This window comes from Burkholderia pulmonis, assembly GCF_984667975.1.
The window spans coordinates 813,468-836,780 of record NZ_OZ480186.1 but is presented as its reverse complement, the minus strand read 5'-3'; the positions used below and the strand labels follow the sequence as shown (position 1 = coordinate 836,780).

Annotated in this window: 26 protein-coding genes and 1 riboswitch; of the genes, 11 read left to right on the top strand and 15 right to left on the bottom strand. The window is 67.5% G+C overall.

Features of this window, described 5'->3' with window-relative positions; translation table 11 throughout:
• Positions 1-100 precede the first annotated feature (100 nt).
• The 3 genes from bluB to AC5LXK_RS03890 all read left to right on the top strand — a co-directional run bounded on the left by bluB (position 101) and on the right by AC5LXK_RS03890 (position 3,523).
• Complete coding sequence (bluB, locus tag AC5LXK_RS03900; RefSeq protein ID WP_493390391.1) at positions 101-856, top strand: 5,6-dimethylbenzimidazole synthase; 756 nt, start codon at positions 101-103, stop codon at positions 854-856.
• Positions 857-1,099: 243 nt separating this feature from the next.
• Entirely contained in the window at positions 1,100-2,269 is a 1,170-nt protein-coding gene (locus AC5LXK_RS03895) for an MFS transporter (RefSeq protein WP_493390390.1), read from the top strand.
• Between the two features lie 93 nt (positions 2,270-2,362).
• Complete coding sequence (locus tag AC5LXK_RS03890) at positions 2,363-3,523, top strand: MFS transporter (RefSeq protein WP_493390389.1); 1,161 nt, start codon at positions 2,363-2,365, stop codon at positions 3,521-3,523.
• Positions 3,524-3,619: 96 nt separating this feature from the next.
• Here the strand turns inward: AC5LXK_RS03890 and fahA are convergent, their stop codons facing one another.
• Genes fahA through AC5LXK_RS03865 form a run of 5 tightly spaced genes read right to left on the bottom strand, consistent with a single transcriptional unit; the run spans position 3,620 to position 9,539 of the window.
• The gene (gene fahA, locus AC5LXK_RS03885; protein ID WP_493390388.1) at positions 3,620-4,924 is read right to left on the bottom strand and encodes a fumarylacetoacetase; all 1,305 of its coding nucleotides are present in this window, start codon (positions 4,922-4,924) and stop codon (positions 3,620-3,622) included.
• Complete coding sequence (gene hmgA, locus AC5LXK_RS03880; RefSeq protein WP_493390387.1) at positions 4,921-6,255, bottom strand: homogentisate 1,2-dioxygenase; 1,335 nt, start codon at positions 6,253-6,255, stop codon at positions 4,921-4,923. The genes fahA and hmgA overlap by 4 nt, the downstream gene beginning before the upstream one ends.
• A gap of 15 nt (positions 6,256-6,270) precedes the next feature.
• Entirely contained in the window at positions 6,271-7,632 is a 1,362-nt protein-coding gene (locus tag AC5LXK_RS03875; RefSeq protein WP_493390386.1) for an MFS transporter, read from the bottom strand.
• On the bottom strand, positions 7,629-7,859 hold the full coding sequence (locus tag AC5LXK_RS03870) for a DUF2783 domain-containing protein (RefSeq protein WP_493390385.1): 231 nt from the start codon (positions 7,857-7,859) through the stop codon (positions 7,629-7,631). Before AC5LXK_RS03870 ends, AC5LXK_RS03875 begins: the two co-directional genes overlap by 4 nt.
• A gap of 27 nt (positions 7,860-7,886) precedes the next feature.
• On the bottom strand, positions 7,887-9,539 hold the full coding sequence (locus AC5LXK_RS03865; protein ID WP_493390384.1) for an FAD-dependent oxidoreductase: 1,653 nt from the start codon (positions 9,537-9,539) through the stop codon (positions 7,887-7,889).
• Positions 9,540-9,900: 361 nt separating this feature from the next.
• Here AC5LXK_RS03865 and AC5LXK_RS03860 point away from each other — a divergent pair, with 361 nt between their 5' ends.
• The gene (locus tag AC5LXK_RS03860; protein ID WP_493390383.1) at positions 9,901-10,704 is read left to right on the top strand and encodes an EAL domain-containing protein; all 804 of its coding nucleotides are present in this window, start codon (positions 9,901-9,903) and stop codon (positions 10,702-10,704) included.
• Positions 10,705-10,855: 151 nt separating this feature from the next.
• Here AC5LXK_RS03860 and AC5LXK_RS03855 read toward each other — a convergent pair whose 3' ends face one another.
• Both AC5LXK_RS03855 and AC5LXK_RS03850 read right to left on the bottom strand, forming a co-directional pair.
• Positions 10,856-11,266: a GFA family protein gene (locus tag AC5LXK_RS03855; protein ID WP_493390382.1), complete on the bottom strand. Its 411-nt coding sequence runs from the start codon at positions 11,264-11,266 to the stop codon at positions 10,856-10,858.
• A 142-nt stretch (positions 11,267-11,408) separates the two neighbouring features.
• Positions 11,409-12,200: an IclR family transcriptional regulator gene (locus tag AC5LXK_RS03850; protein WP_493390381.1), complete on the bottom strand. Its 792-nt coding sequence runs from the start codon at positions 12,198-12,200 to the stop codon at positions 11,409-11,411.
• Between the two features lie 115 nt (positions 12,201-12,315).
• On the opposite strand from AC5LXK_RS03850, the gene AC5LXK_RS03845 reads away from it, so the two are divergent.
• Positions 12,316-13,503 carry an acyl-CoA dehydrogenase gene (locus AC5LXK_RS03845; protein ID WP_059235901.1) on the top strand — a complete coding sequence of 396 codons (1,188 nt, stop codon included), beginning with the start codon at positions 12,316-12,318 and terminating at the stop codon, positions 13,501-13,503.
• 116 nt (positions 13,504-13,619) lie between these two features.
• Here AC5LXK_RS03845 and AC5LXK_RS03840 read toward each other — a convergent pair whose 3' ends face one another.
• Complete coding sequence (locus AC5LXK_RS03840; RefSeq protein WP_034187217.1) at positions 13,620-14,258, bottom strand: peroxiredoxin; 639 nt, start codon at positions 14,256-14,258, stop codon at positions 13,620-13,622.
• Positions 14,259-14,576: 318 nt separating this feature from the next.
• Here AC5LXK_RS03840 and AC5LXK_RS03835 point away from each other — a divergent pair, with 318 nt between their 5' ends.
• From AC5LXK_RS03835 to AC5LXK_RS03825, 3 genes are all read left to right on the top strand, one after another.
• On the top strand, positions 14,577-14,879 hold the full coding sequence (locus AC5LXK_RS03835; protein WP_006494044.1) for an ElaB/YgaM/YqjD family protein: 303 nt from the start codon (positions 14,577-14,579) through the stop codon (positions 14,877-14,879).
• 122 nt (positions 14,880-15,001) lie between these two features.
• Positions 15,002-15,391: a phage holin family protein gene (locus AC5LXK_RS03830; RefSeq protein WP_493390380.1), complete on the top strand. Its 390-nt coding sequence runs from the start codon at positions 15,002-15,004 to the stop codon at positions 15,389-15,391.
• A 43-nt stretch (positions 15,392-15,434) separates the two neighbouring features.
• A complete protein-coding gene (locus tag AC5LXK_RS03825) occupies positions 15,435-15,878 on the top strand; it encodes a DUF3318 domain-containing protein (protein WP_493390379.1) in 444 nt (147 codons plus the stop codon).
• 54 nt (positions 15,879-15,932) lie between these two features.
• Here the strand turns inward: AC5LXK_RS03825 and AC5LXK_RS03820 are convergent, their stop codons facing one another.
• From AC5LXK_RS03820 to glyA, 7 genes are all read right to left on the bottom strand, one after another.
• The gene (locus AC5LXK_RS03820) at positions 15,933-16,391 is read right to left on the bottom strand and encodes a type IV pilin protein (protein WP_493390378.1); all 459 of its coding nucleotides are present in this window, start codon (positions 16,389-16,391) and stop codon (positions 15,933-15,935) included.
• Positions 16,388-16,852, bottom strand: a complete 465-nt coding sequence (locus tag AC5LXK_RS03815; protein ID WP_493391181.1) for a hypothetical protein — start codon at positions 16,850-16,852, stop codon at positions 16,388-16,390. Before AC5LXK_RS03815 ends, AC5LXK_RS03820 begins: the two co-directional genes overlap by 4 nt.
• 203 nt (positions 16,853-17,055) lie before the next feature.
• Positions 17,056-17,886: a PilW family protein gene (locus AC5LXK_RS03810; RefSeq protein ID WP_493390377.1), complete on the bottom strand. Its 831-nt coding sequence runs from the start codon at positions 17,884-17,886 to the stop codon at positions 17,056-17,058.
• A complete protein-coding gene (locus AC5LXK_RS03805; protein ID WP_493391180.1) occupies positions 17,876-18,277 on the bottom strand; it encodes a hypothetical protein in 402 nt (133 codons plus the stop codon). Before AC5LXK_RS03805 ends, AC5LXK_RS03810 begins: the two co-directional genes overlap by 11 nt.
• A 5-nt stretch (positions 18,278-18,282) precedes the next feature.
• On the bottom strand, positions 18,283-18,828 hold the full coding sequence (locus AC5LXK_RS03800; RefSeq protein WP_493390376.1) for a GspH/FimT family pseudopilin: 546 nt from the start codon (positions 18,826-18,828) through the stop codon (positions 18,283-18,285).
• 173 nt (positions 18,829-19,001) lie between these two features.
• The gene (gene nrdR / locus AC5LXK_RS03795; protein ID WP_006476792.1) at positions 19,002-19,481 is read right to left on the bottom strand and encodes a transcriptional regulator NrdR; all 480 of its coding nucleotides are present in this window, start codon (positions 19,479-19,481) and stop codon (positions 19,002-19,004) included.
• A gap of 6 nt (positions 19,482-19,487) precedes the next feature.
• A complete protein-coding gene (gene glyA, locus AC5LXK_RS03790) occupies positions 19,488-20,735 on the bottom strand; it encodes a serine hydroxymethyltransferase (RefSeq protein ID WP_493390375.1) in 1,248 nt (415 codons plus the stop codon).
• A 137-nt stretch (positions 20,736-20,872) separates the two neighbouring features.
• Positions 20,873-20,973: riboswitch (ZMP/ZTP riboswitch) on the bottom strand.
• Between the two features lie 180 nt (positions 20,974-21,153).
• Here glyA and AC5LXK_RS03785 point away from each other — a divergent pair.
• The 3 genes from AC5LXK_RS03785 to tolQ all read left to right on the top strand — a co-directional run bounded on the left by AC5LXK_RS03785 (position 21,154) and on the right by tolQ (position 23,307).
• Positions 21,154-21,900 (top strand): SDR family NAD(P)-dependent oxidoreductase, encoded by a 747-nt coding sequence (locus tag AC5LXK_RS03785; RefSeq protein WP_493390374.1) that lies wholly within the window; start codon positions 21,154-21,156, stop codon positions 21,898-21,900.
• A gap of 100 nt (positions 21,901-22,000) precedes the next feature.
• A complete protein-coding gene (ybgC, locus tag AC5LXK_RS03780) occupies positions 22,001-22,486 on the top strand; it encodes a tol-pal system-associated acyl-CoA thioesterase (RefSeq protein WP_493391179.1) in 486 nt (161 codons plus the stop codon).
• A gap of 143 nt (positions 22,487-22,629) precedes the next feature.
• The gene (gene tolQ, locus AC5LXK_RS03775) at positions 22,630-23,307 is read left to right on the top strand and encodes a protein TolQ (RefSeq protein ID WP_041492749.1); all 678 of its coding nucleotides are present in this window, start codon (positions 22,630-22,632) and stop codon (positions 23,305-23,307) included.
• Positions 23,308-23,313 lie beyond the last annotated feature (6 nt).

The window sequence follows — 23,313 nt, the reverse complement described above, 5'->3', positions numbered from 1 at the left end:
GCCTTCGTCAACAATTCCGTGCTTTGTTTCGAATGAAGTAACGTTTCGTGCGCGCGGTCTGCTATCGTTGCGCCGACGTCCTTCCCTGCTTGTGCCGCTCATGCGTTTCGACGACTCCGACATCGCCGCGGTCTACCGCGCCATTTTCGAACGGCGCGACATGCGCCACTTCACGTCGGCGCCCGTCGATCCGGCCGCGCTCTCGCGCTTGCTGCGCGCGGCGCACCACGCACCGAGCGTCGGTTTCATGCAGCCGTGGCGCTTCATCCGCATCACCGATCCCGCCCTGCGCACCGCGATCCACGCGCTGGTCGAGGCCGAGCGCCGCGCGACCGCCGACGCGCTCGGCGAGCGCCAGGACGAATTCATGCGGCTGAAGGTCGAAGGCGTGCGCGAATGCGGCGAGCTGCTGGTCGTCGCGCTTGCCGACGGCCGCGAACGCCACGTGTTCGGCCGCCGCACGCTGCCGGAGATGGATCTGGCGTCCGCTGCGTGCGCGATCCAGAACATGTGGCTCGCGGCACGCGCGGAAGGGCTCGGGATGGGCTGGGTATCGCTGTTCGACGTCGATGCGCTGCGCACGCTGCTGCGGATGCCCGACGGCGCGAAACCGATCGCCGTGCTGTGCATCGGGCACGTCGACGCGTTCTATGCGAAGCCGATGCTCGAAGCGGAACGCTGGGCCGCACGGATGCCGATCGAAGCGTGCCTGTTCGAGAACGGCTGGGACGCTCCCGCGACGATCGACGGCGCCGGATCGGCTCCGGCATCGACGGGCGCGGAAACCGGGCCGGCGACCGGTGCGGCAGTCTCCTCGAACGCCCTCCCCGACGGATCGCCCGAACGCATCGCGTGACGCCCGCCCCGGCCGCCGCCGTCGTTCTGCCCCCAAACACGCTCAAACGCTGAAAATCGCCGCCGGATCCCACACTGTGGGCGATTCCCGCACGCGCCCGTCGCACGCCGGCAACATCCGTTTCGGCCCCAAGCATAGGGGTTTTCACTGAAGTAGAATCGCGGCTGTCGTTCGCCTTACCGACCGCCCGTCCCGCGCATCCTGCGCCTGGCTCGAGCGGCATCTTTTCCCGAGCCTACCGCGATGCCCTTACCTCTTTTCGCCCTTGCCGTCGCCGCATTTGGAATCGGTACCACCGAATTCGTGATCATGGGGCTGCTGCCCAATGTCGCGCGCGATCTCGGCGTGTCGATTCCCGCCGCCGGGATGCTCGTGTCGGGTTACGCGCTCGGCGTGACGATCGGCGCGCCGATCCTCGCGATCGTCACCGCCAAGATGCCGCGCAAGCGCGCGCTGATGGGCCTGATCGGGTTGTTCATCGCGGGCAACCTGTTCTGTGCGATCGCGCCCGGCTATGCGGTGCTGATGGCCGCGCGCGTCGTCACCGCGTTCTGCCATGGCGCATTCTTCGGGATCGGCTCGGTCGTCGCGAGCAACCTCGTCGCGCCGAACCGCCGCGCGCAGGCGATCGCGCTGATGTTCACCGGCCTCACGCTCGCGAACGTGCTCGGCGTGCCGCTCGGCACCGCACTCGGCCAGGCGTTCGGCTGGCGCGCGACGTTCTGGGCCGTCACCGGCATCGGCGTCGCCGCAGCCGCCGCGCTCGCGGTGTGCCTGCCGAAGAACCTCGCGATGCCCGACACCAGCATCACGCGCGAATTCAGCGTGCTGAAGCACCCGCAGGTGCTGATGGTGCTCGGCATCAGCGTGCTCGCGTCCGCGAGCCTGTTCAGCGTGTTCACGTACATCACGCCGATCCTCGAAGGCGTGACCGGCTTCTCGCCGCGTCAGGTCACCTACGTGCTGCTGCTGTTCGGTCTGGGCCTGACGGTCGGCGGCACGCTCGGCGGCAAGCTCGCCGACTGGCGCCGGATGCCGTCGCTGATCGCAACGCTCACGCTGATCGGCATCGTCCTCGCGCTGTTCGCGGGCACGATGCACCTGCCGTTCGCGGCACTCGCGACGATCTTCGTGTGGGGCATCCTCGCGTTCGCGATCGTGCCGCCGCTGCAGATCATGATCGTCGATCGCGCGAGCGACGCGCCGAACCTCGCATCGACGCTGAACCAGGGCGCGTTCAACCTCGGCAATGCGACCGGCGCATGGCTCGGCGGCATGGCGATCGGCTCCGGCGTGTCGCTCGTGAACCTGCCGTGGGTCGGCGTCGCGATGGCCGTCGCCGCGCTCGCGCTCACGCTGTGGTCGGCGTCGCTTGAACGCCGTCCGGTGGCCGTGCCGATCGAGTACGTGTGATACAACCCTGCCGTAATCGTTGCGTACACAACTCCATGCGATCCTGATGGCCTTCATGGACCTTTCAAGAACCGCGGTGTAGCATCGCGGCCGATGAAAGCCATTCTTAATCGCGATTTCCTCGCGCTGATCCTGAGCGTCGCGGTCGTCGGTCTCGGGACCGGCGCCACGCTGCCGCTCACCGCGCTTGCGCTGACCGAAGCCGGGCACGGCACCAACGTCGTCGGCATGCTGACCGCCGCGCAGGCGCTCGGCGGCCTCGCGATCGTACCGTTCGTCACCGCGCTCGCACGGCACATCGGCTCGCGCCGCGCGATCGTCGTGTCGGTCGTGCTGCTCGCGGCCGCCACCGCGCTGATGCAGTTCACGTCGAACCTGATCCTGTGGGGCGTGCTGCGCGTGCTGTGCGGCGCCGCGCTGATGCTGCTGTTCACGATCGGCGAAGCGTGGGTCAACCAGCTCGCCGACGATTCGACGCGCGGCCGCGTCGTCGCGATCTACGCGACCAATTTCACGCTGTTCCAGATGGCGGGCCCCGTGCTCGTCAGCCAGATCGCAGGGGCCACGAGCATCCGCTTCGCGCTGTGCGGCGCGCTGTTCCTGCTCGCGCTGCCGACGCTCGCGACGATCCGCCGTGCGCCGCTCGCCGGCGACGACGCGCATCACGACACGCACGGCCGCTGGCTCGACATACTGCCGCGCATGCCTGCGCTGATCATCGGCACCGGCTTCTTCGCGCTGTTCGATACGCTCGCGCTGTCGCTGTTGCCGCTCTACGCGATGGATCACGGCGTCGCGAGCGCGACCGCCGTGCTGCTTGCATCGATCATGCTGTTCGGCGATACCGCGATGCAGTTCCCGATCGGCTGGCTCGCCGACAAGCTCGGTCGCGAACGCGTGCACCTCGGTGCGGGCTGGATCGTGCTGGCCGGCCTGCCGCTGCTGCCGTTCGTCATCGCGAATCCGTGGCTGTGCTGGCCGCTGCTGTTCGTGCTCGGCGCGGCGGCCGGCAGCATCTACACGCTGTCGCTCGTCGCGTGCGGCGAACGCTTCCGCGGTGCGGCACTCGTCACCGCGAGCTCGCTCGTGTCGGCGTCGTGGAGCGCCGCGAGCTTCGGCGGCCCGCTGGTCGCCGGCGCGTTGATGGAGCAGCTGGGCAGCAATGCGCTGGTCGGCGTGCTGGTCGTCTGTGTCGCCGCGTTCGTCGCCGCCGCGCTGTGGGAGCGCCGTGCCGCATTGCAACGCGCGGTCTGATACGCATCGATGAAACGACAACGGCCCGCATGATGCGGGCCGTTTCGTTTTGCCGCCCCGCGCGCGAACTACGCGTGACGTCCCGCGCGTGACGCGTTACGCATGCCGCGCCGGCAGGATCTTGCCGGCGCACGTGCCGAAGCCGACGCGATAGCCGTCGCCCTGGCACCAGCCGGCGAGCGTGAGCTCGTCGCCGTCCTCGATGAACGTCCGGCTGCCGCCGCCGTTCAGCGCGACCGGCTCCTTGCCGTTCCACGTCAGTTCGAGCAGGCTGCCGAACGAATCCTTCGTCGGCCCGCTGATCGTGCCCGAACCCATCAGGTCGCCCACGCGCGTGTTGCAGCCCGCCACCGTGTGATGCGCGAGCTGCTGCGCCATCGTCCAGTACATGTGCCTGAAGTTCGTGCGGCAGATCGACGTCGCTTCGGCCGCGCCTGCGGCGCGCAGCGTCACTTCGAGTGCGATGTCGAACGCATGCTTGCCCGTGTGCTGCAGATACGCGAGCGGCTGCGGCGATTGCTCGGGCTGCGCGGTGCGGAACGGCTCGAGCGCATCGAGCGTGACGATCCACGGCGAAATCGTCGTCGCGAACGTCTTCGCGTTGAACGGGCCGAGCGGCACGTATTCCCACTGCTGGATGTCGCGCGCGCTCCAGTCGTTCAGCAGCACCATCCCGAAGATATGCGCTTCCGCGTCCTCGCACGCGATCGGCTCGCCAAGCGCGTTGCCCTTCCCGACGACGAAGCCCGTTTCCAGTTCGATGTCGAGCTTGCGGCATGCGCCGAACACCGGGCGCTCCTGGTCGGGCAGCTTCAGTTGACCGCTCGGGCGCCGCACCGGCGTGCCGCTCACGACCACCGACGACGCGCGGCCGTTGTAGCCGATCGGCATCTCCGACCAGTTCGGCAGCAGCGCGTTCTTCGGATCGCGGAACATCGAGCCGACGTTGGTCGCATGCTCCTTCGACGAATAAAAATCGGTGTAGCCGGGAATCTCGACCGGCAGATGCAGCGTCGCGTCGCGCTGCGCGACGAGCACCTGCGCGCGCAGCGAAGCATCGTCACGCAGCTTCGCGTTGTCGCGCGAGAACAGGTCCGACAGTTGCACGCGCACGCTGCGCCATGCGTCGCGGCCGAGCGCGACGAATGCGTTGAGCGTCGGCGCGGCGAATGCATCGGCGCCGGCAGGCAACGTCACGAGGCCCGCGCGCGCGAGTGCCGAGAGATCGACGATCTGGTCGCCGAGCGCCACGCCCGCACGACGCGCCGCCTGCTTCGCATCGCTGAAGATCCCGAACGGCAGGTTCTGGATCGGGAAATCGCAGGCGGGATCGTTCGCCGTGTCGATCCAGCTCTTGCGAGCCGGGTCGAGCGTCGCGCGCCAGTCTTGGGTATCGCTCATTTTTGCTCCGGATTGAAGTGCTTCTTGATGCCTTGCCAGCATTCGAAGTAGTCGGCCTGCAGCTGCGCGGTGTCGAGCGCATAGCGCGTCGGCCGGATCAGCGTGCGGGTCTCGAACATGAACGCCATCGTCGCGTCGACCTTGTGCGGCTTCGTCGTGTCGCTCGCGGACGCCTTCTCGAACGTGTCCGCGTCGGGCCCGTGGCCCGACATGCAGTTGTGCAGGCTCGCGCCGCCCGGCACGAAGCCTTCGGCCTTTGCGTCGTACGCGCCGTGCACGAGCCCCATGAACTCGCTCGCGACGTTGCGGTGGAACCACGGCGGGCGGAACGTATCCTCGGCCGCGAGCCAGCGCGGCGGGAAGATCACGAAGTCGATCGTGTCGACGCCCGGCGTGTCGCTCTGCGCCTGCAACACGAGGAAGATCGACGGATCGGGATGGTCGTAGCTGATCGAGCCGATCGTGTTGAACAGGCGCAGGTCGTATTTGTATGGCGCGTAGTTGCCGTGCCACGCGACGACATCGAGCGGCGAATGGCCGATGTCCGCGCGCCACAGGCGGCCGTTCAGCTTCGCGATCAGCTCGAACGCGCCTTCGCGATCTTCGTATGCGGCCTGCGGCGTCAGGAAGTCGCGCGGGTTCGCGAGCCCGTTCGAACCGATCGGGCCGAGATCCGGCAGGCGCAGTTGCGCGCCGAAGTTTTCGCAGATGTAGCCGCGCGCATCGCCGTCCGGCAGCGCGACGGAAAAGCGCACGCCGCGCGGGATCACCGCGATCTCGAACGGCTCGACGTCGACCCGGCCGAATTCGGTCGCGATGAACAGGCGCCCCTGCTGCGGCACGATCAGCAGTTCGCCGTCCGCGCTGTAGAAGAAGCGGTCCTGCATCGAGCGGTTCGCCGCGTACAGGTGGATCGCGCAGCCGTTCATCGCGGCCGCCGAGCCGTTGCCGGCCATCGTCACGAGCCCGTCGACGAAATCGGTCGGCTCGGCCGGCATCGGCAGCGGATCCCAGCGCAGCTGGTTCGGCGGCGTTGGCGGCACGTCCGCCGAATCGCCGAATTCCGACACGAGCCGCTGCGGGCCCGCATACGGCTCGAACGGCCGGTGCACGGCGGCCGGGCGGATGCGGTACAGCCACGAGCGGCGGTTGTGGCCGCGCGGCGCGGTAAACGCAGTGCCCGACAGTTGCTCCGCATACAGCCCGTACGGCGCGCGCTGCGGCGAGTTGCGGCCGTGCGGGAGCGCGCCGGGCAGCGCCTCGGTCGCGAATTCGTTCCCGAAACCGCTCAGGTAGCCGGCGGTCGCCGGTTTCGACAGGTCAAGCGTCATCGTTTCCTTTCTCCATCAATTCATGGCGGCGTTCGGCGCCTGCGCGCCGTTGCGCCGCGTTACGCCCGCCAGGCCGAGGACGAACAGCGCCGAGCACAGCACGGGCACCGCGGCCGCGTGGAACAGCGCGCCGTTCGACCAGTTGAGCGCAATCAGTTGCCCGCCGACGAGCGGCCCGATCACCGAGCCGATCCGGCCGATGCCGAGGCTCCAGCCGATGCCCGTCGAGCGCAGCGACGTCGGGTAATACTGGCCCGCGAGCGCGTTCACGGCCGGCTGCCCGCCGACCACGCAGAACCCGCCCGCGAACACGACGACCAGCAGCCACGGCAGCGCATGCGCGACCGAGCCGATCAGACCCACCGACACGGCTGCGCACGCGAAGCACACGAACAGCACGCGTACGAAGCCGTAACGTTCGATGAACCAGCCGAGCGACAGCGTGCCGATCACGCCGCCCGTCTGCAGCACCGTGCCGACGATCACCGCCGTACCCGGCGAATAGCCGGCATCGCGCATCACGGTCGGCAGCCAGTTCGACAGGAAGTACAGATCGATCAGGTTCATGAAGCTGATCGCCCACAGCAGCAGCGTGACCGGCAGGCGGCCGTGGCTGAACAGCTCGGCAACCGGCGCGCCGCTCGCGGCGCGTTCGCGCACGACGAGCCGCGTGCTCGCATCGATGCCGGCCTGCGGCGCGAAATGCGCGAGCCAGTCGCGCGCCTGCGCGACGCGCCCTTTCAGCACCAGGAACTGCAGCGACTCGGGCAGCCGCGCGACCATCGCGATCGTCAGCACGAGCGGCACCGCGCCGCCGACGAAGAACACCGAACGCCAGCCGAACGCCGGAATCAGCGCGGCGCTGATGAAGCCGCCGAGCGCCGCGCCGAGCGTGAAGCCGCACGACACGATCATCATCCGCTTCACGCGCTGCGTGGCCGGGCTGAACTCGCCGACCAGCGCCATCGCGTTCGGCATGATGCAGCCGAGGCCGAGGCCCGTGACGAAGCGCAGCGCCATCAGCACGGGGATCGAACCCGCGAACGGCGTCGCGAGCATCGTCACCGCGAAGAACAGCGTCGAGCCGATCAGCACCGGGCGCCGCCCGATCCGGTCGGCCAGCACCGACAGCCCGAGCGCCCCGAGCAGCATTCCGAACAGGCTCGCGCTGAACACCGGGCCGAGCGCCTGCTTCGGTACGCCCCATTCGGCGATCACGCTCGGCGCGACGTAGCCCATCGCCTGCGCATCGAACCCGTCGATCACGAGACACAGCCCGCACAACACCAGCAGCATCCAGTGAAAACCCGGGCGATGGGTCTCGTCGATCACGCGCTCGACTTCGAGCACGCGCGCGTCGGCCGGTGCCGCGCTCATTGCGCCACCTCGGCGGCCGGATGCACGGGCGGCGTCACGCCCTGGCGCGCGAGCGTCATCGCTTCGCGCAGCACGTCGGCGTCGCCGATCTGGTTCGCGAGCAGCAGGATCAGCTTCGCGTTGACGAGCTGGCTGTCGCCGTCGGACAGGTCGCGATGCATGTCGATCAGCGCTTCGTAGAACGCGTCGGGGTCGGCCAGGCGCGGGCGGGTGTCGAGTGAGGGCATGACGGGTCTCCGGTGTCTTTATCGTATTCAGCGTGCGCAGGTCGCGCGCGCCAGTGCGTCGGCAAGCGCCTGACGGTCGAGCATGCGCGTGCGGGCGCAGACGTGCTGGTCGGGACGCAGCAGGTAGAACGTGCCCGGCTGCGCGTCGTAGCGTTGCGCGGCGAACCCGTCGACGTCCTCCACGACGTCGACGCCGGCCACCGGCTGCGCGTGCCCGGCCGGCACGACGAGCACCGGCCGCACCGGCAGCGCGAGGCCGTCGACGGCCTGCGCGAGCGCGGCCGCATCGCCCGGCAACCCGAACAACACGCCGGTGAAGCCGCCGCGCAAGTGCTGCAGCAGCCAGCCCGGCGCGCCCTGCACGCGCACCGGCGCATCGGCCGCCGCCGCGCCCGGCCGCATCGCGCACGCGAATGCGTCGCCGCCGCGGTCCGGCGTGTTCAGCGGCGAATCGGCGAGCACCGCCGGCACCGACAGGCGGCCGCTGTTCACCAGCTTGCGTGCGAACTCGCAGTCGCGCGCGAGCTTCAGCGTCGCATCGCGGAACACGCGCGACACCGCGCTCTTCGGCGTGATGAAGTCGGTCGAGCGCGTCGAGTGGCGGATGTTCTCGTCGGCCGCGAATTCGCGCTCGCTCGCATACGTGTCGAGCAGGCTATCGGCCGAGCGGCCGTCGAGCACCAGCTTCAGTTTCCATGCGAGGTTGTCCGCGTCCTGCACGCCGCTGTTCGCGCCGCGCGCGCCGAACGGCGACACGCCGTGCGCGGAATCGCCCGCGAACAGCACGCGGCCGTGACGGAACGTGTCCATCCGCTGGCAGCGGAACGTGTAGACGCTCACCCATTCGAGCTCGAACTCGACATCCGGCCCGAGCAGCGCGCGCACGCGCGGGAGCACGCGCTCCGGCTGCTTCTCGGCGACGGGGTCGGCATCCCAGCCGAGCTGGAAGTCGATCCGCCACACGTTGTCCGGCTGGCGGTGCAGCAGCACCGACTGGTTGGGATGGAACGGCGGATCGAACCAGAACCAGCGCTCGGTCGGAAACTCCGCCTTCATCTTCACGTCGGCGATCAGGAAGCGGTCCTTGAACGTGCGGCCGTGGCTTTCGAGGCCCATCATCGCGCGCATCGGGCTGCGCGAGCCGTCGGCCGCGATCACGTACTGCGCGTGCAGCGTCGCGATGCCGTCCGGCGTCTCGATCGTCAGTACCGCGTGCCCGGCCGACTGCTCGACGCCCGTCACCTTGTGCTTCCAGCGAATGTCGATGTTCGGCAGCTCGAACGCGCGATCGGCCAGGTAGCCTTCGACGTAGTACTGCTGCAGGTTGATGAACGCGGGGCGGGCGTGCCCTTCTTCGGGCAACAGGTCGAACGCGTACAGCTGCTCGTCCTGCAGGAACACCTTGCCGACGTGCCAGCTCACGCCCCTGTCGACGAACCGCTCGCCGCAGCCGAGCCGGTCGAAGATTTCTAGCGTGCGCTTCGCGAAGCAGATCGCGCGCGAGCCGGTCGACAGCGTGTCGTCGTCGTCGAGCAGCACGACGGGCACGCCCTGCTGCGCGAGGTCGATCGCGGCCGCGAGGCCCACCGGGCCCGCGCCGACGACGATCACCGGGTGGATGGCCGCGTCGTGCGCGCGCGGGCGGTACTCGAACTGCAGCGTCTGGTAATCGATGCTCATGGTCGCCATCCGCTCCTCAACCCTGCCGGGCGCGCACCGGCACGCCCGTCGTTCCGCCCGTTTCCTGCCGGCGCGCCGGCCCGCCTGTCCTGTCAACCGCCACGTCTCGCTCCTTGCTTCCTGTTGATTCGCGAACGGCGCCGTTTCGCGGCGCCCGCCTGCCGCATTTCTTGATCGGCGACAAATCCTGGATTTACGAATAGTAAAACCAATTACGAATAGTGAAATAAACGTAAACCCTAGATGCTGCCCCGGGAACGGGATAACCATATGAGCGAAACGCCAAGCCGAGCGCGGCGCGCGCTGCTAATATCAAGAGACGAGGCGGCCCTTTCGGCCGCCATTTTTCCTTCTCACACCGATGATTCCGCCCACCATCCCCGAGCTGGTCGCCCGTGCCGGGCAACTGCCGTATCTGCGGGAACACCTCGCGCTGGCCGAAGGCGGCACCGCGTGCGCGAATCTGCCCGAGCGCATGCTCGCCAGCGCCTACGAACCGATCTACGACGTGACGATGCCCGGCTCGCCGCAATCGACGTCGTTCGCCGACGCGATCGAACGTTACGGCGACGAGCTCGGCTTCCAGGCCATCACGCTCGTCACGGGCACGCCGCACGACCCGGTCGACGCGGCCGTCGACGACCAGACGCTGGTCGCGATCGACCGCCTGTCGCGTGCGCTGCACGCGATCAATTTCTTCGGCGCGCAGCGCCACGGGCTGCTGTTCCTGCGTGTGCACGAGCGGCTGCTCAAGAGCGTGAAGTACGACCACGGCAAGCATTTCTCGTCGGTGCTGCAGCGCTTCGGGCTGCCGACCGAGCGGATCGTGATCGAGCTGCCGGCGGTCGCGGTGGCCCACAAGACGTTCCTCGGCTACCTGACGCGCAGCTACCAGCATCACGGGTTCAAGGTCGCGGACAAGCTGCCCGACCCGGGCCGCATCCTCGCGGTCGAATCCGAGATGGCGCGCCCGGACTACATCAAGATGGATGCGGGCATCGCGCTGCGCGACGGGATGGTCAAGGCGCTCGTCGCCTATGCACAACGCGTGCGGATTCCGCTGATCTTCGACGGCGTCGTCGACGAGACGCAGTGCGAACTGCTGCGCCAGCACGACGTGCGGTTCATGCAGGGGCCCGTGTTTGCAAAAGGCGTGACGGCCTGAGCGGCCGGCGGGGCCGAAGTGGCAGGCGCGCGCGGGGAGCGGCGCGCCGGATACCGGGGGCGGATGTCGTGATGCCTGCGGGCCGGTAAAACCGGGCCGCCTGGCGCGGCCGGTTGCCTGATGGCGCCCCGCCCGTGCCGACGGTTACCGCTTACGGCCTGCCGTCATCGTCGTATCGGGGCAGATCGTCGGCGAATTCGACGCCCGGGAAACGATCCCGATACCAGACGTGCCACGCCGGACGCAGCCGCGACGGCTCGTCGAGCGTCGCGTAATTGATCTCGACCGTCCGGGGCGCATCGGAGAGCCGGTATTCGAGCTGTGCGCCACAACGACCGCAGAAGCGCCGCTCGCCCCACGCGCTCGATGCGTAGACGGTCGGTTCGCCCTGCAGGTATTCGAATGCGTCGATCGGCACCGATGCCGATGCGACGACCGCCGCGCCGGTCGTGCGCTGACAGAGCCGGCAGTGACAGAAGCCCGCATCGGTCGGAACGTGGGCGATACGGTAGCGGATCGCGCCGCACGCGCATCCGCCCTCCATCGATTCCGGGTGAGACATCGCAAACCTCGTTGTCGGGACGCTGACGAACGATGATGAGCGCGGTTCGGTCACGGCACAAGCGACGGCGGCTTCTCCGCGCCCTTCGACACCGGCGGCGAAACGATCGCGGCGCGGCGGCGGCCACCGCCCGCCGCCACGCTCAGACGGTCTGTCCGAGCCGCTGCGCGAGCGCCTTCAGCTTCGGCCCGACCTGCGTGCGGAACACGGTCTCGTCCATCGACGACGCGGGGCCGCTGCAGCTCAGGATCAGCCAGCGCCCCTCGCGCGGCTCGCGAAACGGCACGGCCGCCGCGTTCACGTCCATGTGCCACGCGCGGAACGAATAGCAGCACCCGCCCGCCGAGAACTCGGCCACCGCGTGCTGCGCGGCGGCGACGAGCATGTCGGCGTCGGCCGCACCGCCGGCCGCGCGATGCAGCTCGGCATAGAGCGCGCGGCGCACGTCCTCCGGCTGCACGGCCAGGTACGCGCGCCCCATCGAGCTCGTCAGCATCGACAGCCGCGAACCGGGCGCGAGCCCGAGCGTCAGCGCCGTCTCGCTGCGGATCGTCTCCAGATAGATCATGTCGAGCCCGTCGCGGCAGCCGAGCGACACGGCCGCGCCGATCTCGCGCGCGAGCGCCTGCATGTGCGGCCGTGCCAGGTCGAGCGTCCCCGAGCCCGACAGCAGCGCGTAGCCGAGCGACAGCACGCCGGCGTCGAGCGCATACTTTCCGAGCGTCTCGTCGTAGCGCAGGTAGCCGAGCACGGTCAGCGTGTACGCGAGCCGGTTCACCGTTGCTTTCGGCAGCCCCGTGCGCTCCGCGAAGTCGCGGTTGCCGAGCATCGTCTCGCCGGGCCTGAATGCGCGCAGCAGGTCGAGCCCGCGCGCGAGCGCAACGACGAACTTGCGCTCGTCGATCGTGGTTTCGTCGATGGTTGAAAGTGTCATCTGGTGCTACACTGGGTTCGATTTGCAAAACATTGTTCCGCACAGCGGAACATCAGTCAAGCGAACTTTTGGCATGGGGCCCGGCTGGAAGACCGGACCAACAGGAGATGAAACAATGACCGCTGCAACTTTTCATTGGGACGATCCGCTGCTGCTCGACCAGCAACTGACCGAAGAAGAGCGGATGGTGCGCGATGCCGCGCAGGCGTACGCGCAGGACAAGCTCGCACCGCGCGTCACCGAAGCGTTCCGCCACGAGCGCACCGACGCGGCCATCTTCCGCGAGATGGGCGAAGTCGGCCTGCTCGGCCCGACGATTCCCGAGGAATACGGCGGCCCCGGCCTCAACTACGTCAGCTACGGGCTGATCGCGCGCGAAGTCGAGCGCGTCGATTCGGGCTACCGCTCGATGATGTCCGTGCAGTCGTCGCTCGTGATGGTGCCGATCTACGAGTTCGGCTCGGACGCGCAGAAGCAGAAATACCTGCCGAAGCTCGCGACCGGCGAATGGATCGGCTGCTTCGGGCTGACCGAGCCGAATCACGGCTCCGATCCGGGCAGCATGGTCACGCGCGCGAAGAAGGTGCCCGGCGGCTACTCGCTGTCCGGCGCGAAGATGTGGATCACGAACTCGCCGATCGCCGACGTGTTCGTCGTGTGGGCAAAGCTCGAGGAGAACGGCAAGGACGCGATCCGCGGCTTCATCCTCGAGAAAGGCTGGAAGGGCCTGTCGGCGCCCGCGATCCACGGCAAGGTCGGGCTGCGCGCGTCGATCACCGGCGAAATCGTCCTCGACGAGGTGTTCGTGCCGGAAGAGAACCTGATGCCGAACGTGAGCGGCCTGCGCGGCCCGTTCACGTGCCTGAACTCGGCACGCTACGGGATCGCATGGGGCGCGCTCGGCGCCGCCGAATCCTGCTGGCACACCGCGCGCCAGTACGTGCTCGACCGCCAGCAGTTCGGCCGGCCGCTCGCCGCGAACCAGTTGATCCAGAAGAAGCTCGCCGACATGCAGACCGAAATCACGCTCGGCCTGCAAGGCGTGCTGCGCCTCGGCCGGATGAAGGACGAAGGCACGGCGGCCGTCGAGATCACGTCGATCATGAAGCGCAACTCGTGCGGCAAGTCGCTCGACATCGCCCGCCTCGCGCGCGACATGCTCGGCGGCAACGGCATCTCGGACGAATTCGGCGTCGCGCGCCACCTCGTGAACCTCGAAGTGGTCAACACGTACGAAGGCACGCACGACATCCACGCGCTGATCCTCGGCCGCGCACAGACAGGCATCCAGGCATTCTTCTGATCACCCGGATGTGACGCACGCGGCAGCGATGCCGCACGCGAAAAAAACGGCCCGCCCGGCATCACTGCCGGGCGGGCCGTCGTTCATCGGAGCCGCGCTTCGCGGCCCGCCGATGCTTACTTGTTCGGCTGCGGCGTCAGGCGCAGATACGGGCGCACTGCGTTGAAGCCTTTCGGGAAACGCTTCTTCAGCTCTTCCGGATCCTGCAGCGACGGCACGATCACGACGTCGTCGCCATCCTTCCAGTTGCCGGGCGTCGCGACCTTGTAGTTGTCGGTCAGCTGCAGCGAATCGATCACGCGCAGCACTTCGTCGAAGTTGCGCCCGGTGCTGGCCGGATAGGTGATCGTGAGCCGCACCTTCTTGTTCGGGTCGATCACGAACAGCGAGCGCACCGTCAGCGTTTCGTTCGCGTTCGGGTGGATCATGTCGTACAACTGCGAAACCTTGCGGTCCGCATCGGCGATGATCGGGAAGCCGACGACCGTCGACTGCGTTTCGTTGATGTCGTTGATCCAGCCCTTGTGCGATTCGACGCCGTCGACCGACAGCGCGATCACCTTCACGTTGCGCTTCTCGAATTCGCCCTTCAGCTTCGAGGTCAGCCCGAGTTCGGTCGTGCACACCGGCGTGTAGTCGGCCGGATGGGAGAACAGGACGCCCCAGCTGTTGCCGAGCCAGTCGTGAAACTTGATGGTGCCCAGGCTCGATTCCTGCTCGAAATCCGGTGCGATGTCGCCAAGACGCAGACTCATGATGTTCCCTCCTCGAACGATGCTGATTGAAACCGCGCGCTGGACAGCGCGGGACAGTCCATCAGCTTACGGGAAGCAATGCGCGGTGCGAACGATTATTCCGTTTGATATTCATACTTTTTTGTCATTTTTACCCGGCGTCATGGCATGACGGACGGCTGCGACGGAAACTTTTCGCCCGGTTTGCCGCTCTGTTCATGATTACAAGTCGTTTACCATGCAGTCTTGCACTGCCGCCATGTGTGATCCCGGCTCGCCAGCAGGCAGGGGTTTCGCTAGGATGTGAACCTGCAGCATGACAGCATGAAGGGAGTTGCAATGTCGGAAATCAACAAGGAGAAACTGATGTCGGATATCAAAACCGTTCTGTCGGACGCCGAAGACCTGCTCAAGCAAGCAGCGAGCAGCACGGGCGACCGTGCGGCCGAGCTGCGCGAGAAGGCCATGTCGCGCCTGAAGCAGGCCAAGGAAAAGGCAGCCGACGTCCAGGTCGTGGTGGTCGAGAAAGGCAAGAAGGCCGCGCGCGCGACCGACGATTATGTGCACGAGCATCCGTGGACGTCGATCGGCGTGGCCGCCGGCGTCGGCGTGCTGATCGGCCTGCTGATCAACCGCAAGTAACGCGCTCTGCGCCGTTTTGTCCCGCGGGCCGCGTCACGCGGCCCGCGGGCGTCGAAGCCAGCCTGCGATCTTCGCCGGCGGCTTTGTCCTAGCTGCTCACTGCACGCGCACGCACCTCATCCATGACGACAGACACCCACTCGCAGCCGTCCGGCCAAGGACCGCTGCGCCGCCTCGTCGGCTCCGCGATCGGCCTTCTGCAGACGCGCCTCGAACTCGTGGGCATCGAGCTTGCCGAGGAGAAGGAGCGCCTGATGGGCGTGCTGTTCCTCGGGCTCGCCGCGATGATGCTCGCGACGATGGCGCTCATCAGCCTGACCGTGCTCATCGCGATCGCGTTCTGGGATACCTATCGCTGGCAGTCGCTCGCCGCGATCACCGCGCTGTATGCCGTTGGCGGCATCGTATGCGCGCTGAAGGCGCGCTCGGGCCTGCGCGATGCGCCGACCGTGTTCGAGGCGACCCTCGCCGAGCTCGAGAAAGACCGCGACCTGTTCCGCGGCAAGCCGTGAACGCACGCGCGCTCACCCCTCCCACCTACTTCGCCGACGCGCCATGAGCCAGAACGTTACGGGCAATTCACCCCGCTCCCATTCGTCGCGATCGAACTGGAGTGCGTCGCAGCATCGTGCGCTCCGCAAGGAACTGCTGATCCTGCGATCCGAAGTCGAGCGGCTCGAGCTTGCTGAAGCCGCCGGCGAAATGCGCCAGGCCGTCACGCGCTTCAGCTGGCTCAAGGTGTTCATCCCCGGCCTGTCCACCAGCAAGTTCAGCCAGTCCGCCAAGCACCTGAACTCGAGCCTCGGCAATCTCGTCAACCAGTATCCGATGCTGAGCTCGCTCGCATCGCTCGTGCTGGCGAAACCCGTTCGCTCGCTGCTGCGCGCGAGTGCGGGCCCCGCATTGAAGTGGGGCACGCTCGGCTTCGCCGCATGGGAGGTCTACCGGATCTGGAAGCAGTCCCGCGACGAGCGCGGGCTCGACGCCAACGACGACTGACCGTCGGCATCCTGCGCGCACGGCCGAGCGCCGCTGCGCGCCTTTCCTGCAACCTCAGCGCACGCCCCAGCACGCCGTGCCCGGTTCGGCGCCGTCGCTTCCTGCATGGCCTTTCGTCCCGTCCGAACGCAGCGTGAAGGTGCCGCAGGCATCGTCGTGCATCGGGCCGGTATCGAGCGGACTTGCTTCCAGTTCATAGCTCACCGGTGCATCGTCGCCGTCCGGCCGCGCGAGCGTCAATCGATAGACGGCACGGCCGTCCGGCGGTGCCTGCGCAAGCGCGTCCGGCAACGCCAAAGGCGGCGCACCGTCCAGCGTTTCGAGATACTGGGCCGCACGGTACAGCGCGGACACCGCCGACGCGCGATGAACGCGCACGACATGCTCGCGATACGACGGAATACCCCACCCGGCCAGCACCGCGACGATCGCGAGCACGACCATCAGCTCGATCAGCGTGAATCCCGCCGACCGGCACAGGCATGCGCGGCCGTTCGACAGGCGGCCGTTCATCGAGGCGCCGCCGCAACACGACGCCAGCGCAGCGCGACGATGCGTCCGTCGCGTATCGCAACCTGGTGTTGCAACCAGACGGCACTCGATGCATGCGCGCCGACGCCGCGCGCGGTGACGAGGTACGCGCTGCCACCAGCCAACCCTGCCGGGCGCCGCCACGCCTCGATCAGGCATCGCGGCGGCTGCGCGGCCATCGGCCAATCGGCGAACGGCGCGAACGCTTCGGCGGCCGCCAGTGGCGGCATGCGCCGCCACGCGTCGGGCTCCGCGTGCGATTCGCTTTCGTTCGCATGGGGCGCCCCGCCACGGAGCAATCGCCCGGTGCACGCCGCAAGCGCGGCATCGGCCGCGTGGAAGGCGATCAGCCGATCCGACGTCGCGCTCACACGGCGCGACTCCGTCAACGCGGCTTCGAACCACGTACCCGTCAGCGCCGCCACGGCCGCACCGACCGCAATCACTGCCGGCAATGCGAGACCTGCGTCGTGACGCCAGGCGCGACGGGCCAACCGGAAACGCAGGCACGGATCGCGCGGGCTCGCCGCCGGCCCTCTCGAGCACACAACCTGCTGCGACTCGTCACCGCTTGCAGCAATGCGTCGCTGCAAGCGGCGTGCCGCCGCGCATGGCGAGATGTCCCGTGTGCACTGCCCTGCTGTGCTCATCGCATCGCCTCGTTTGTCTGCGCCGCATCGCGCAACGCGGCGTCGGAGGAAAGCGCGACGTTCCTCAACGCGACGATTCGATCGAGCGTCAAACGTGCGCGGCCATCCGAGGCAACCGCAGCACGACCGTCGCAGTCGACGTGACGAACCGGCTCGCGCATCGGCTCGCCACGCGCCCGCACGCAAACGTGCACGGCCACGACTTCGGCCCAGTCGTCGGCACGCATCGCATCGGCGTCGACGAACTGTGTGGTGCCGCGCCGCACATACCGCACGCGCAACTGATCGATTCCCGCCACGACGGGCTGCGGCGTTCCCGGGCGGCCGTTTCCCTCGCAATACAGTTCAGGCTCGCCCGTCGACGGGCTGACATGCACGTCGAAGCGGTTCTCCACCGTTGGACGTTCGCCGGATACGCCAACACCCTGCCCAAGGCAATCCGACGCCTGACCGCTCACCGTCGTCCATGTCGACACGGCATCGGCGACATACCGAACCAGCAACGCATCCGACGCAGTACGCGCGGACTCGCATCGCACCCGTGCGCCGTCGCCCCGCACGCGCGCCATCGAACAGCCGAACACCGGCGGCAATGACGCGTCCTCGGCATCGAGCGGCCGGAATCCCGCCATCTGGATCTGCTGACCGATCAGCATCAGCGCGGTACCGGCCGCATCGCGCATCCTGAATCCGTCTTCCGCGCGACGCTGCGCGATGCGCTGCGCGTGGTATAACGCACCGGCCGCCGCGAGTACGAGGAGACCGACGGTCATCGCGATCAGCACTTCGAGCAGCGTATGGGCACGGACACGGCGATCAGCGTTCATCGGTTGCCCGCTCCCGAAATGGAATCCGGACGCACGACCGCTGCTGCGTCGAGATCCCGGCGGCTTCGCATCGCGACGACGCGGCCGCATTGCCGCCACGCCAACCGACAACCGCGTAGCGGACGCCGCCCGGCCCGCCATCGAGCGTCATCGTGCCACCAGGCAACGAAGCTGCCGCCAGCGCCGCGAGGCTGTCATCGGCCGACGCGGCCGCACGCAGACGCTCGATACGGGCATCGGCCAGCCATAGTGCGCGTTCACGCCAGATCGTCGCACGCTGCGAGCGTGCCATCGCAAGCTGGCTGCCGGCCACTGCCAGCATCACCGTCGCGAGCAGCGCGATGGCGAGCGCCGCCTCGATCAGCGACGTGCCGCGCATGGCATCGCGCATGGCGATCACGTCGCGTCGCAACGGCCGGCAACCACCCGCGCGCGACCGCCTGCTGCAATCCGCACACAACGCGACGCGCGCGCATCGTCGGCCCCGGACACGCTGCGCCGCGGACGCAATTCGAACCGCCGGATCCCGCCGATTGCCTGACCGACCGGTGGCGCGAACGACAGCTCGCGAGCCACGCCCGCGACGGTCACTTCGGCATCGCGCGGATAGCGTCGCAGTACGCGCGACTGCCCGTCGACCTGCCCGCTGACGATCCAGTCGCACGACCATTCGGCCGGGCCGCACCGCTCGCCGGCACGCAGACAGGCGCCGCCGCTTCCGGCCCGGCACAGCGTGACGCGCGTGCCGAGACGCGTCGCTTCGGCACGCGCAAACGACAGCGCACCGAGCAACGCCCGCGAGCGTGCCTCGACACGTTCACGCATGTGCCACTCGTCGAACGCGGGCACCGCATAAAGTGCGAGCCCCGCCGCCAGCGAGAGGGCGACCATCAGCTCGACGAGCGTGAATCCGCCCGTGCGTTGCACCGCATTTTTCAACATGGATTGAGCGCGCAGCGCCATCGCAATCGTCCTCCGCCAGGTGATGCGACGACTGTAGCGACGCGTGCGGACGCACGCCATTTGCCGAACGGCCGACTGGCGACATGCGATCGCGACCGACACAATCGGCGCGAATCGAACCAACGGAGATGACGATGAACGGACGCAGCGCGTCAGCGCTTACGCGGGGTCTTGGCGGGAGAGGCGCGACGGAACTCTTCGATCACGTCGGCAAATTCGGAAACGTCCTCGAACCGGCGATACACCGATGCGAAGCGCACATAGGCAATCGTATCGAGGCCGCGCAACTCGTTCATCACGAGTTCACCGAGCTTCTCGCTACGTACTTCACGCTCGCCTGTCGCGAGCAGTTGATACTCGATGCGGGCGACCGCCGCGTCGATCGCGTCGGCAGCAACCGGCCGCTTGCGCAGCGCGAGTTGCATGCTGGCGACGATCTTGCGACGGTCGAATTCCGTGCGGCTGCCGTCCTTCTTCACGACGAACGGCAAAGACAGCTCGACCCGCTCGTACGTCGTGAAGCGCTTGTCGCAAGCCGAGCAGCGACGGCGCCGGCGAATCGCGGCGCCATCTTCGGACACGCGCGAGTCTACGACCTGCGTGTCGTCATGCCGGCAGAACGGGCAGCGCATCGGCGATCAGCGATAGACCGGGAAACGCTTGGTCAGCTCGGCGACCTGCGCACGCACGCGCTCGATCGTCGCTGCATCTTCCGGGTTGTCCAGCACGTCGGCGATCAGGTTGCCGACGATCTCCGCTTCCGCCGGGCCGAAGCCACGCGTCGTCATCGCCGGCGAACCCAGGCGCACGCCGCTCGTCACGAACGGCTTCTCCGGATCGTTCGGGATCGCGTTCTTGTTCACCGTGATGTGCGCCGCGCCCAGTGCCGCTTCCGCTGCCTTGCCCGTGATGTGCTTCGCGCGCAGGTCCACCAGCATCACGTGGCTTTCCGTGCGGCCCGACACGATCCGCAGCCCGCGCTTCACCAGCGTCTCCGCCAGCACCCGTGCGTTCTCGACCACCTTCTCCTGGTACGACTTGAACTCCGGCGACAGCGCTTCCTTGAACGCCACCGCCTTCGCCGCGATCACGTGCATCAGCGGGCCGCCCTGGATCCCCGGGAAGATCGCCGAGTTGATCGGCTTCTCGTACTCCGCCTTCATCAGGATCACGCCGCCGCGCGGGCCGCGCAGGCTCTTGTGCGTCGTCGTCGTCACGAAATCCGCGTGCGGCACCGGATTCGGATACACGCCCGCCGCGATCAGACCCGCGTAGTGCGCCATGTCGACCATCAGGTACGCGCCCACCGACTTCGCGATCTTCGCGAGGCGTTCGAAATCGATCTTCAGCGAAAACGCCGATGCGCCCGCGACGATCAGCTTCGGCTTGTGTTCCTGCGCGAGCTGCTCGGCCGCTTCGTAATCGATGTCTTCGTTTTCGTTCAGGCCGTAGCTCACCACGTTGAACCACTTGCCCGACATGTTCACCGGCGAGCCGTGCGTCAGGTGACCGCCGTGCGCGAGGCTCATGCCCATGATCGTGTCGCCCGGCTTGAGCATCGCGAAGAACACGCCCTGGTTCGCCTGCGAACCCGAGTTCGGCTGCACGTTCGCCGCTTCCGCGCCGAACAGCTGCTTCACGCGGTCGATCGCGAGCTGCTCCACCACGTCGACGTACTCGCAGCCGCCGTAGTAGCGCTTGCCCGGGTACCCTTCCGCGTACTTGTTCGTGAGCTGCGAGCCCTGGGCGGCCATCACGGCCGGGCTCGTGTAGTTTTCCGACGCGATCAGCTCGATGTGATCTTCCTGACGGCGGTTTTCCTGCTCGATCGCTGCAAAGATTTCGGGATCGACGTTCGCGATGGTGCTTTGGGCTCTGTCAAACATACGGTTTCCGTTAAGTGTGTACAGGTTGACCGGAGTGGCCGAGTACGAGGCGCTGCTGGCGGGACCAGCTCGACGTGGCGGAAGAATCCGTATGACGCGAAGCAGGACAGCCACCGGCGATGCACGCGACGGCGCACAACGGCTGCCCAGGCGAACGGCAAAAACGGCGCCCCGCGCTTCACGGTGGGATGCTCCACCTTGACCCCGAAGGGGTCTATCGCCAGTCACGCAGGGGTGATGAGCGCGTTAGTGTATTGGATGCGTCATGAATAGGCAACCGCACGGAAGGGTGCCCGAAGCAATTGGGGCCAGACTCTACGCGCCCGTACTGAAACGCTCTGCCGCCTTGCCGCGGTGCGGCATTCTCAGTAGGCTTGCGGGATATCGCCCGCTATTTTGTCATCGACCAGGAGCAGCAATGATCGTGTTCGTCACAGGCGCGTCCGCCGGCTTCGGCGCCGCCATCGCCCGTGCCTTCGTCAACGGAGGCCATCGCGTCGTCGCGACCGCGCGTCGCAAGGATCGTCTCGACGCACTCGCCGCCGAACTCGGCGACGCCCTTCTGCCGTTCGAGCTCGACGTGCGCGACCGCGCGGCCGTCGAAGCCGTTCCGGCCGCCCTTCCCGCCGAATTCGCGGCGCTCGACGTCCTCGTCAACAACGCCGGCCTCGCGCTCGGCGTCGAGCCGGCCCACCGGGCCAGCCTCGACGAATGGCGAACGATGATCGACACGAACTGTGCGGGCCTCGTCACCGTCACGCACGCGCTACTGCCCGGCATGGTCGAGCGCGGCCGCGGCCATATCTTCAATCTCGGTTCGGTTGCGGGTTCGTACCCTTATGCAGGCGGCAACGTCTACGGCGCGACCAAGGCTTTCGTCAGACAATTCAGCCTGAACCTGCGCGCCGACCTGCTCGGCACGCCGTTGCGCGTCACCGACATCGAGCCGGGCCTGTGCGGTGGCACCGAGTTTTCCAACGTCCGTTATCGCGGCGACGACGAGAAGGCGGCAAACGTCTACAACAACGTCCAGCCGCTGATGCCCGAGGACATCGCCGATACGATCTACTGGATCGCGACGCGCCCGGCATACGTCAACGTCAACACGATCGAGCTGATGCCGATCGCGCAAGCCCCCGGCGGCCCGACCGTCCACCGCGGCTGAAGCCCCGCGGGCCTGGCCCACGGGCCGGCCCGCGGCGTGCTACGGCGTACTACATTCCGTTACGAATCGGTTACGAATCCGGTCCTTGCCTTCCGGTAAAATGCGCGCCATGAATCAGCCTACCCGCTCCCCGGAAGCGCCCTCCGGCTTTACCTGGCCGGTGCGCGTGTACTACGAGGATACCGATGCAGGCGGCATCGTCTTCTATGCCAACTACCTGAAGTTCTTCGAGCGCGCCCGCACCGAATGGCTGCGCGCATGCGGCGTCGACCAGCGTCAGCTTGCCGACGATACCGACGCTATCTTCATCGTCCGCAGCACGTCGCTCGACTACCGCGCGCCGGCGCGACTCGACGACACGCTGACGATCACGAGCCGGCCGGGACGCATCGGCCGCGCGTCGGTGGAATTCACGCAGGAAGCCTGGTGCGGCGACACGCTGCTCGTGGCCGGACACATCCGCCTTGGCTGCGTCGACCGCCACGGCATCCGGCCCGCGGCCATCCCGCCGGTCGTCCTCGACGCGCTGCAACGCGGGCCCGTCATCGACGCCGGGCAGACTGTCTTGTCAACGAAGCTCGCATGAGCGCCGTTTAGACAAAGCCTATGAACTTGCCGTTCTGATTCGATACTAAGCAAGGTTCGGCGTCAGGCATGTCCGGCGCGCCGCGCCGCACGCACACCGGACGCCCTTGCGGGCACCCCCGAAGGGACGTTACTCAAACCTCTATGAATACTTCTCAAGACCTGTCGATCATTTCCCTCGTCCTCAACGCGAGCGTGCTCGCCCAGGCCGTGATGGGACTGCTGCTGTTGCTGTCGCTGATGTCGTGGACCTTCATCTTCCGCAAGTGGTTCGCGATCCGCCGCGCACGCGTGCAGACCGAACGCTTCGAGAAGGATTTCTGGTCGGGCGGCGACCTGCAGGCGCTGTACCAGAGTGCGGCCAACAACCGCCACACGATCGGCGCGCTCGAGCGAATCTTCGAATCGGGGATGCGGGAATTCCTGAAAGCGAAGGAAAAGCGCATCAGCGATCCGGGCCTCGTGCTCGACGGCGCACGCCGCGCGATGCGCGCGTCGTTCCAGCGTGAAATGGACGTGCTCGAAGCGAACCTCGCGTTCCTCGCGTCGGTCGGCTCGGTCAGCCCGTACATCGGTCTGTTCGGCACGGTCTGGGGGATCATGAACTCGTTCCGCGGCCTCGCGAACGTGCAGCAGGCCACGCTCGCGAACGTCGCGCCGGGCATCGCCGAAGCGCTCGTCGCCACCGCGATCGGCCTGTTCGCCGCGATTCCGGCCGTGGTCGCGTACAACCGCTATGCGCACGACATCGATCGCCTCGCGATCCGCTTCGAGACCTTCATCGAAGAGTTCTCGAACATCCTGCAGCGTCAGGCCCAGTAAGGAGAG

Bases quoted from the DNA above. Each gene is read 5' to 3' on its own strand.
- bluB (WP_493390391.1), top strand. From the start codon at position 101: ATGCGTTTCGACGACTCCGACATCGCCGCGGTCTACCGCGCCATTTTC.
- AC5LXK_RS03895 (WP_493390390.1), top strand. From the start codon at position 1,100: ATGCCCTTACCTCTTTTCGCCCTTGCCGTCGCCGCATTTGGAATCGGT.
- AC5LXK_RS03890 (WP_493390389.1), top strand. From the start codon at position 2,363: ATGAAAGCCATTCTTAATCGCGATTTCCTCGCGCTGATCCTGAGCGTC.
- fahA (WP_493390388.1), bottom strand. From the start codon at position 4,924: ATGAGCGATACCCAAGACTGGCGCGCGACGCTCGACCCGGCTCGCAAG.
- hmgA (WP_493390387.1), bottom strand. From the start codon at position 6,255: ATGACGCTTGACCTGTCGAAACCGGCGACCGCCGGCTACCTGAGCGGT.
- AC5LXK_RS03875 (WP_493390386.1), bottom strand. From the start codon at position 7,632: ATGAGCGCGGCACCGGCCGACGCGCGCGTGCTCGAAGTCGAGCGCGTG.
- AC5LXK_RS03870 (WP_493390385.1), bottom strand. From the start codon at position 7,859: ATGCCCTCACTCGACACCCGCCCGCGCCTGGCCGACCCCGACGCGTTC.
- AC5LXK_RS03865 (WP_493390384.1), bottom strand. From the start codon at position 9,539: ATGAGCATCGATTACCAGACGCTGCAGTTCGAGTACCGCCCGCGCGCG.
- AC5LXK_RS03860 (WP_493390383.1), top strand. From the start codon at position 9,901: ATGATTCCGCCCACCATCCCCGAGCTGGTCGCCCGTGCCGGGCAACTG.
- AC5LXK_RS03855 (WP_493390382.1), bottom strand. From the start codon at position 11,266: ATGTCTCACCCGGAATCGATGGAGGGCGGATGCGCGTGCGGCGCGATC.
- AC5LXK_RS03850 (WP_493390381.1), bottom strand. From the start codon at position 12,200: ATGACACTTTCAACCATCGACGAAACCACGATCGACGAGCGCAAGTTC.
- AC5LXK_RS03845 (WP_059235901.1), top strand. From the start codon at position 12,316: ATGACCGCTGCAACTTTTCATTGGGACGATCCGCTGCTGCTCGACCAG.
- AC5LXK_RS03840 (WP_034187217.1), bottom strand. From the start codon at position 14,258: ATGAGTCTGCGTCTTGGCGACATCGCACCGGATTTCGAGCAGGAATCG.
- AC5LXK_RS03835 (WP_006494044.1), top strand. From the start codon at position 14,577: ATGTCGGAAATCAACAAGGAGAAACTGATGTCGGATATCAAAACCGTT.
- AC5LXK_RS03830 (WP_493390380.1), top strand. From the start codon at position 15,002: ATGACGACAGACACCCACTCGCAGCCGTCCGGCCAAGGACCGCTGCGC.
- AC5LXK_RS03825 (WP_493390379.1), top strand. From the start codon at position 15,435: ATGAGCCAGAACGTTACGGGCAATTCACCCCGCTCCCATTCGTCGCGA.
- AC5LXK_RS03820 (WP_493390378.1), bottom strand. From the start codon at position 16,391: ATGAACGGCCGCCTGTCGAACGGCCGCGCATGCCTGTGCCGGTCGGCG.
- AC5LXK_RS03810 (WP_493390377.1), bottom strand. From the start codon at position 17,886: ATGAACGCTGATCGCCGTGTCCGTGCCCATACGCTGCTCGAAGTGCTG.
- AC5LXK_RS03805 (WP_493391180.1), bottom strand. From the start codon at position 18,277: ATGCGCGATGCCATGCGCGGCACGTCGCTGATCGAGGCGGCGCTCGCC.
- AC5LXK_RS03800 (WP_493390376.1), bottom strand. From the start codon at position 18,828: ATGTTGAAAAATGCGGTGCAACGCACGGGCGGATTCACGCTCGTCGAG.
- nrdR (WP_006476792.1), bottom strand. From the start codon at position 19,481: ATGCGCTGCCCGTTCTGCCGGCATGACGACACGCAGGTCGTAGACTCG.
- glyA (WP_493390375.1), bottom strand. From the start codon at position 20,735: ATGTTTGACAGAGCCCAAAGCACCATCGCGAACGTCGATCCCGAAATC.
- AC5LXK_RS03785 (WP_493390374.1), top strand. From the start codon at position 21,154: ATGATCGTGTTCGTCACAGGCGCGTCCGCCGGCTTCGGCGCCGCCATC.
- ybgC (WP_493391179.1), top strand. From the start codon at position 22,001: ATGCGCGCCATGAATCAGCCTACCCGCTCCCCGGAAGCGCCCTCCGGC.
- tolQ (WP_041492749.1), top strand. From the start codon at position 22,630: ATGAATACTTCTCAAGACCTGTCGATCATTTCCCTCGTCCTCAACGCG.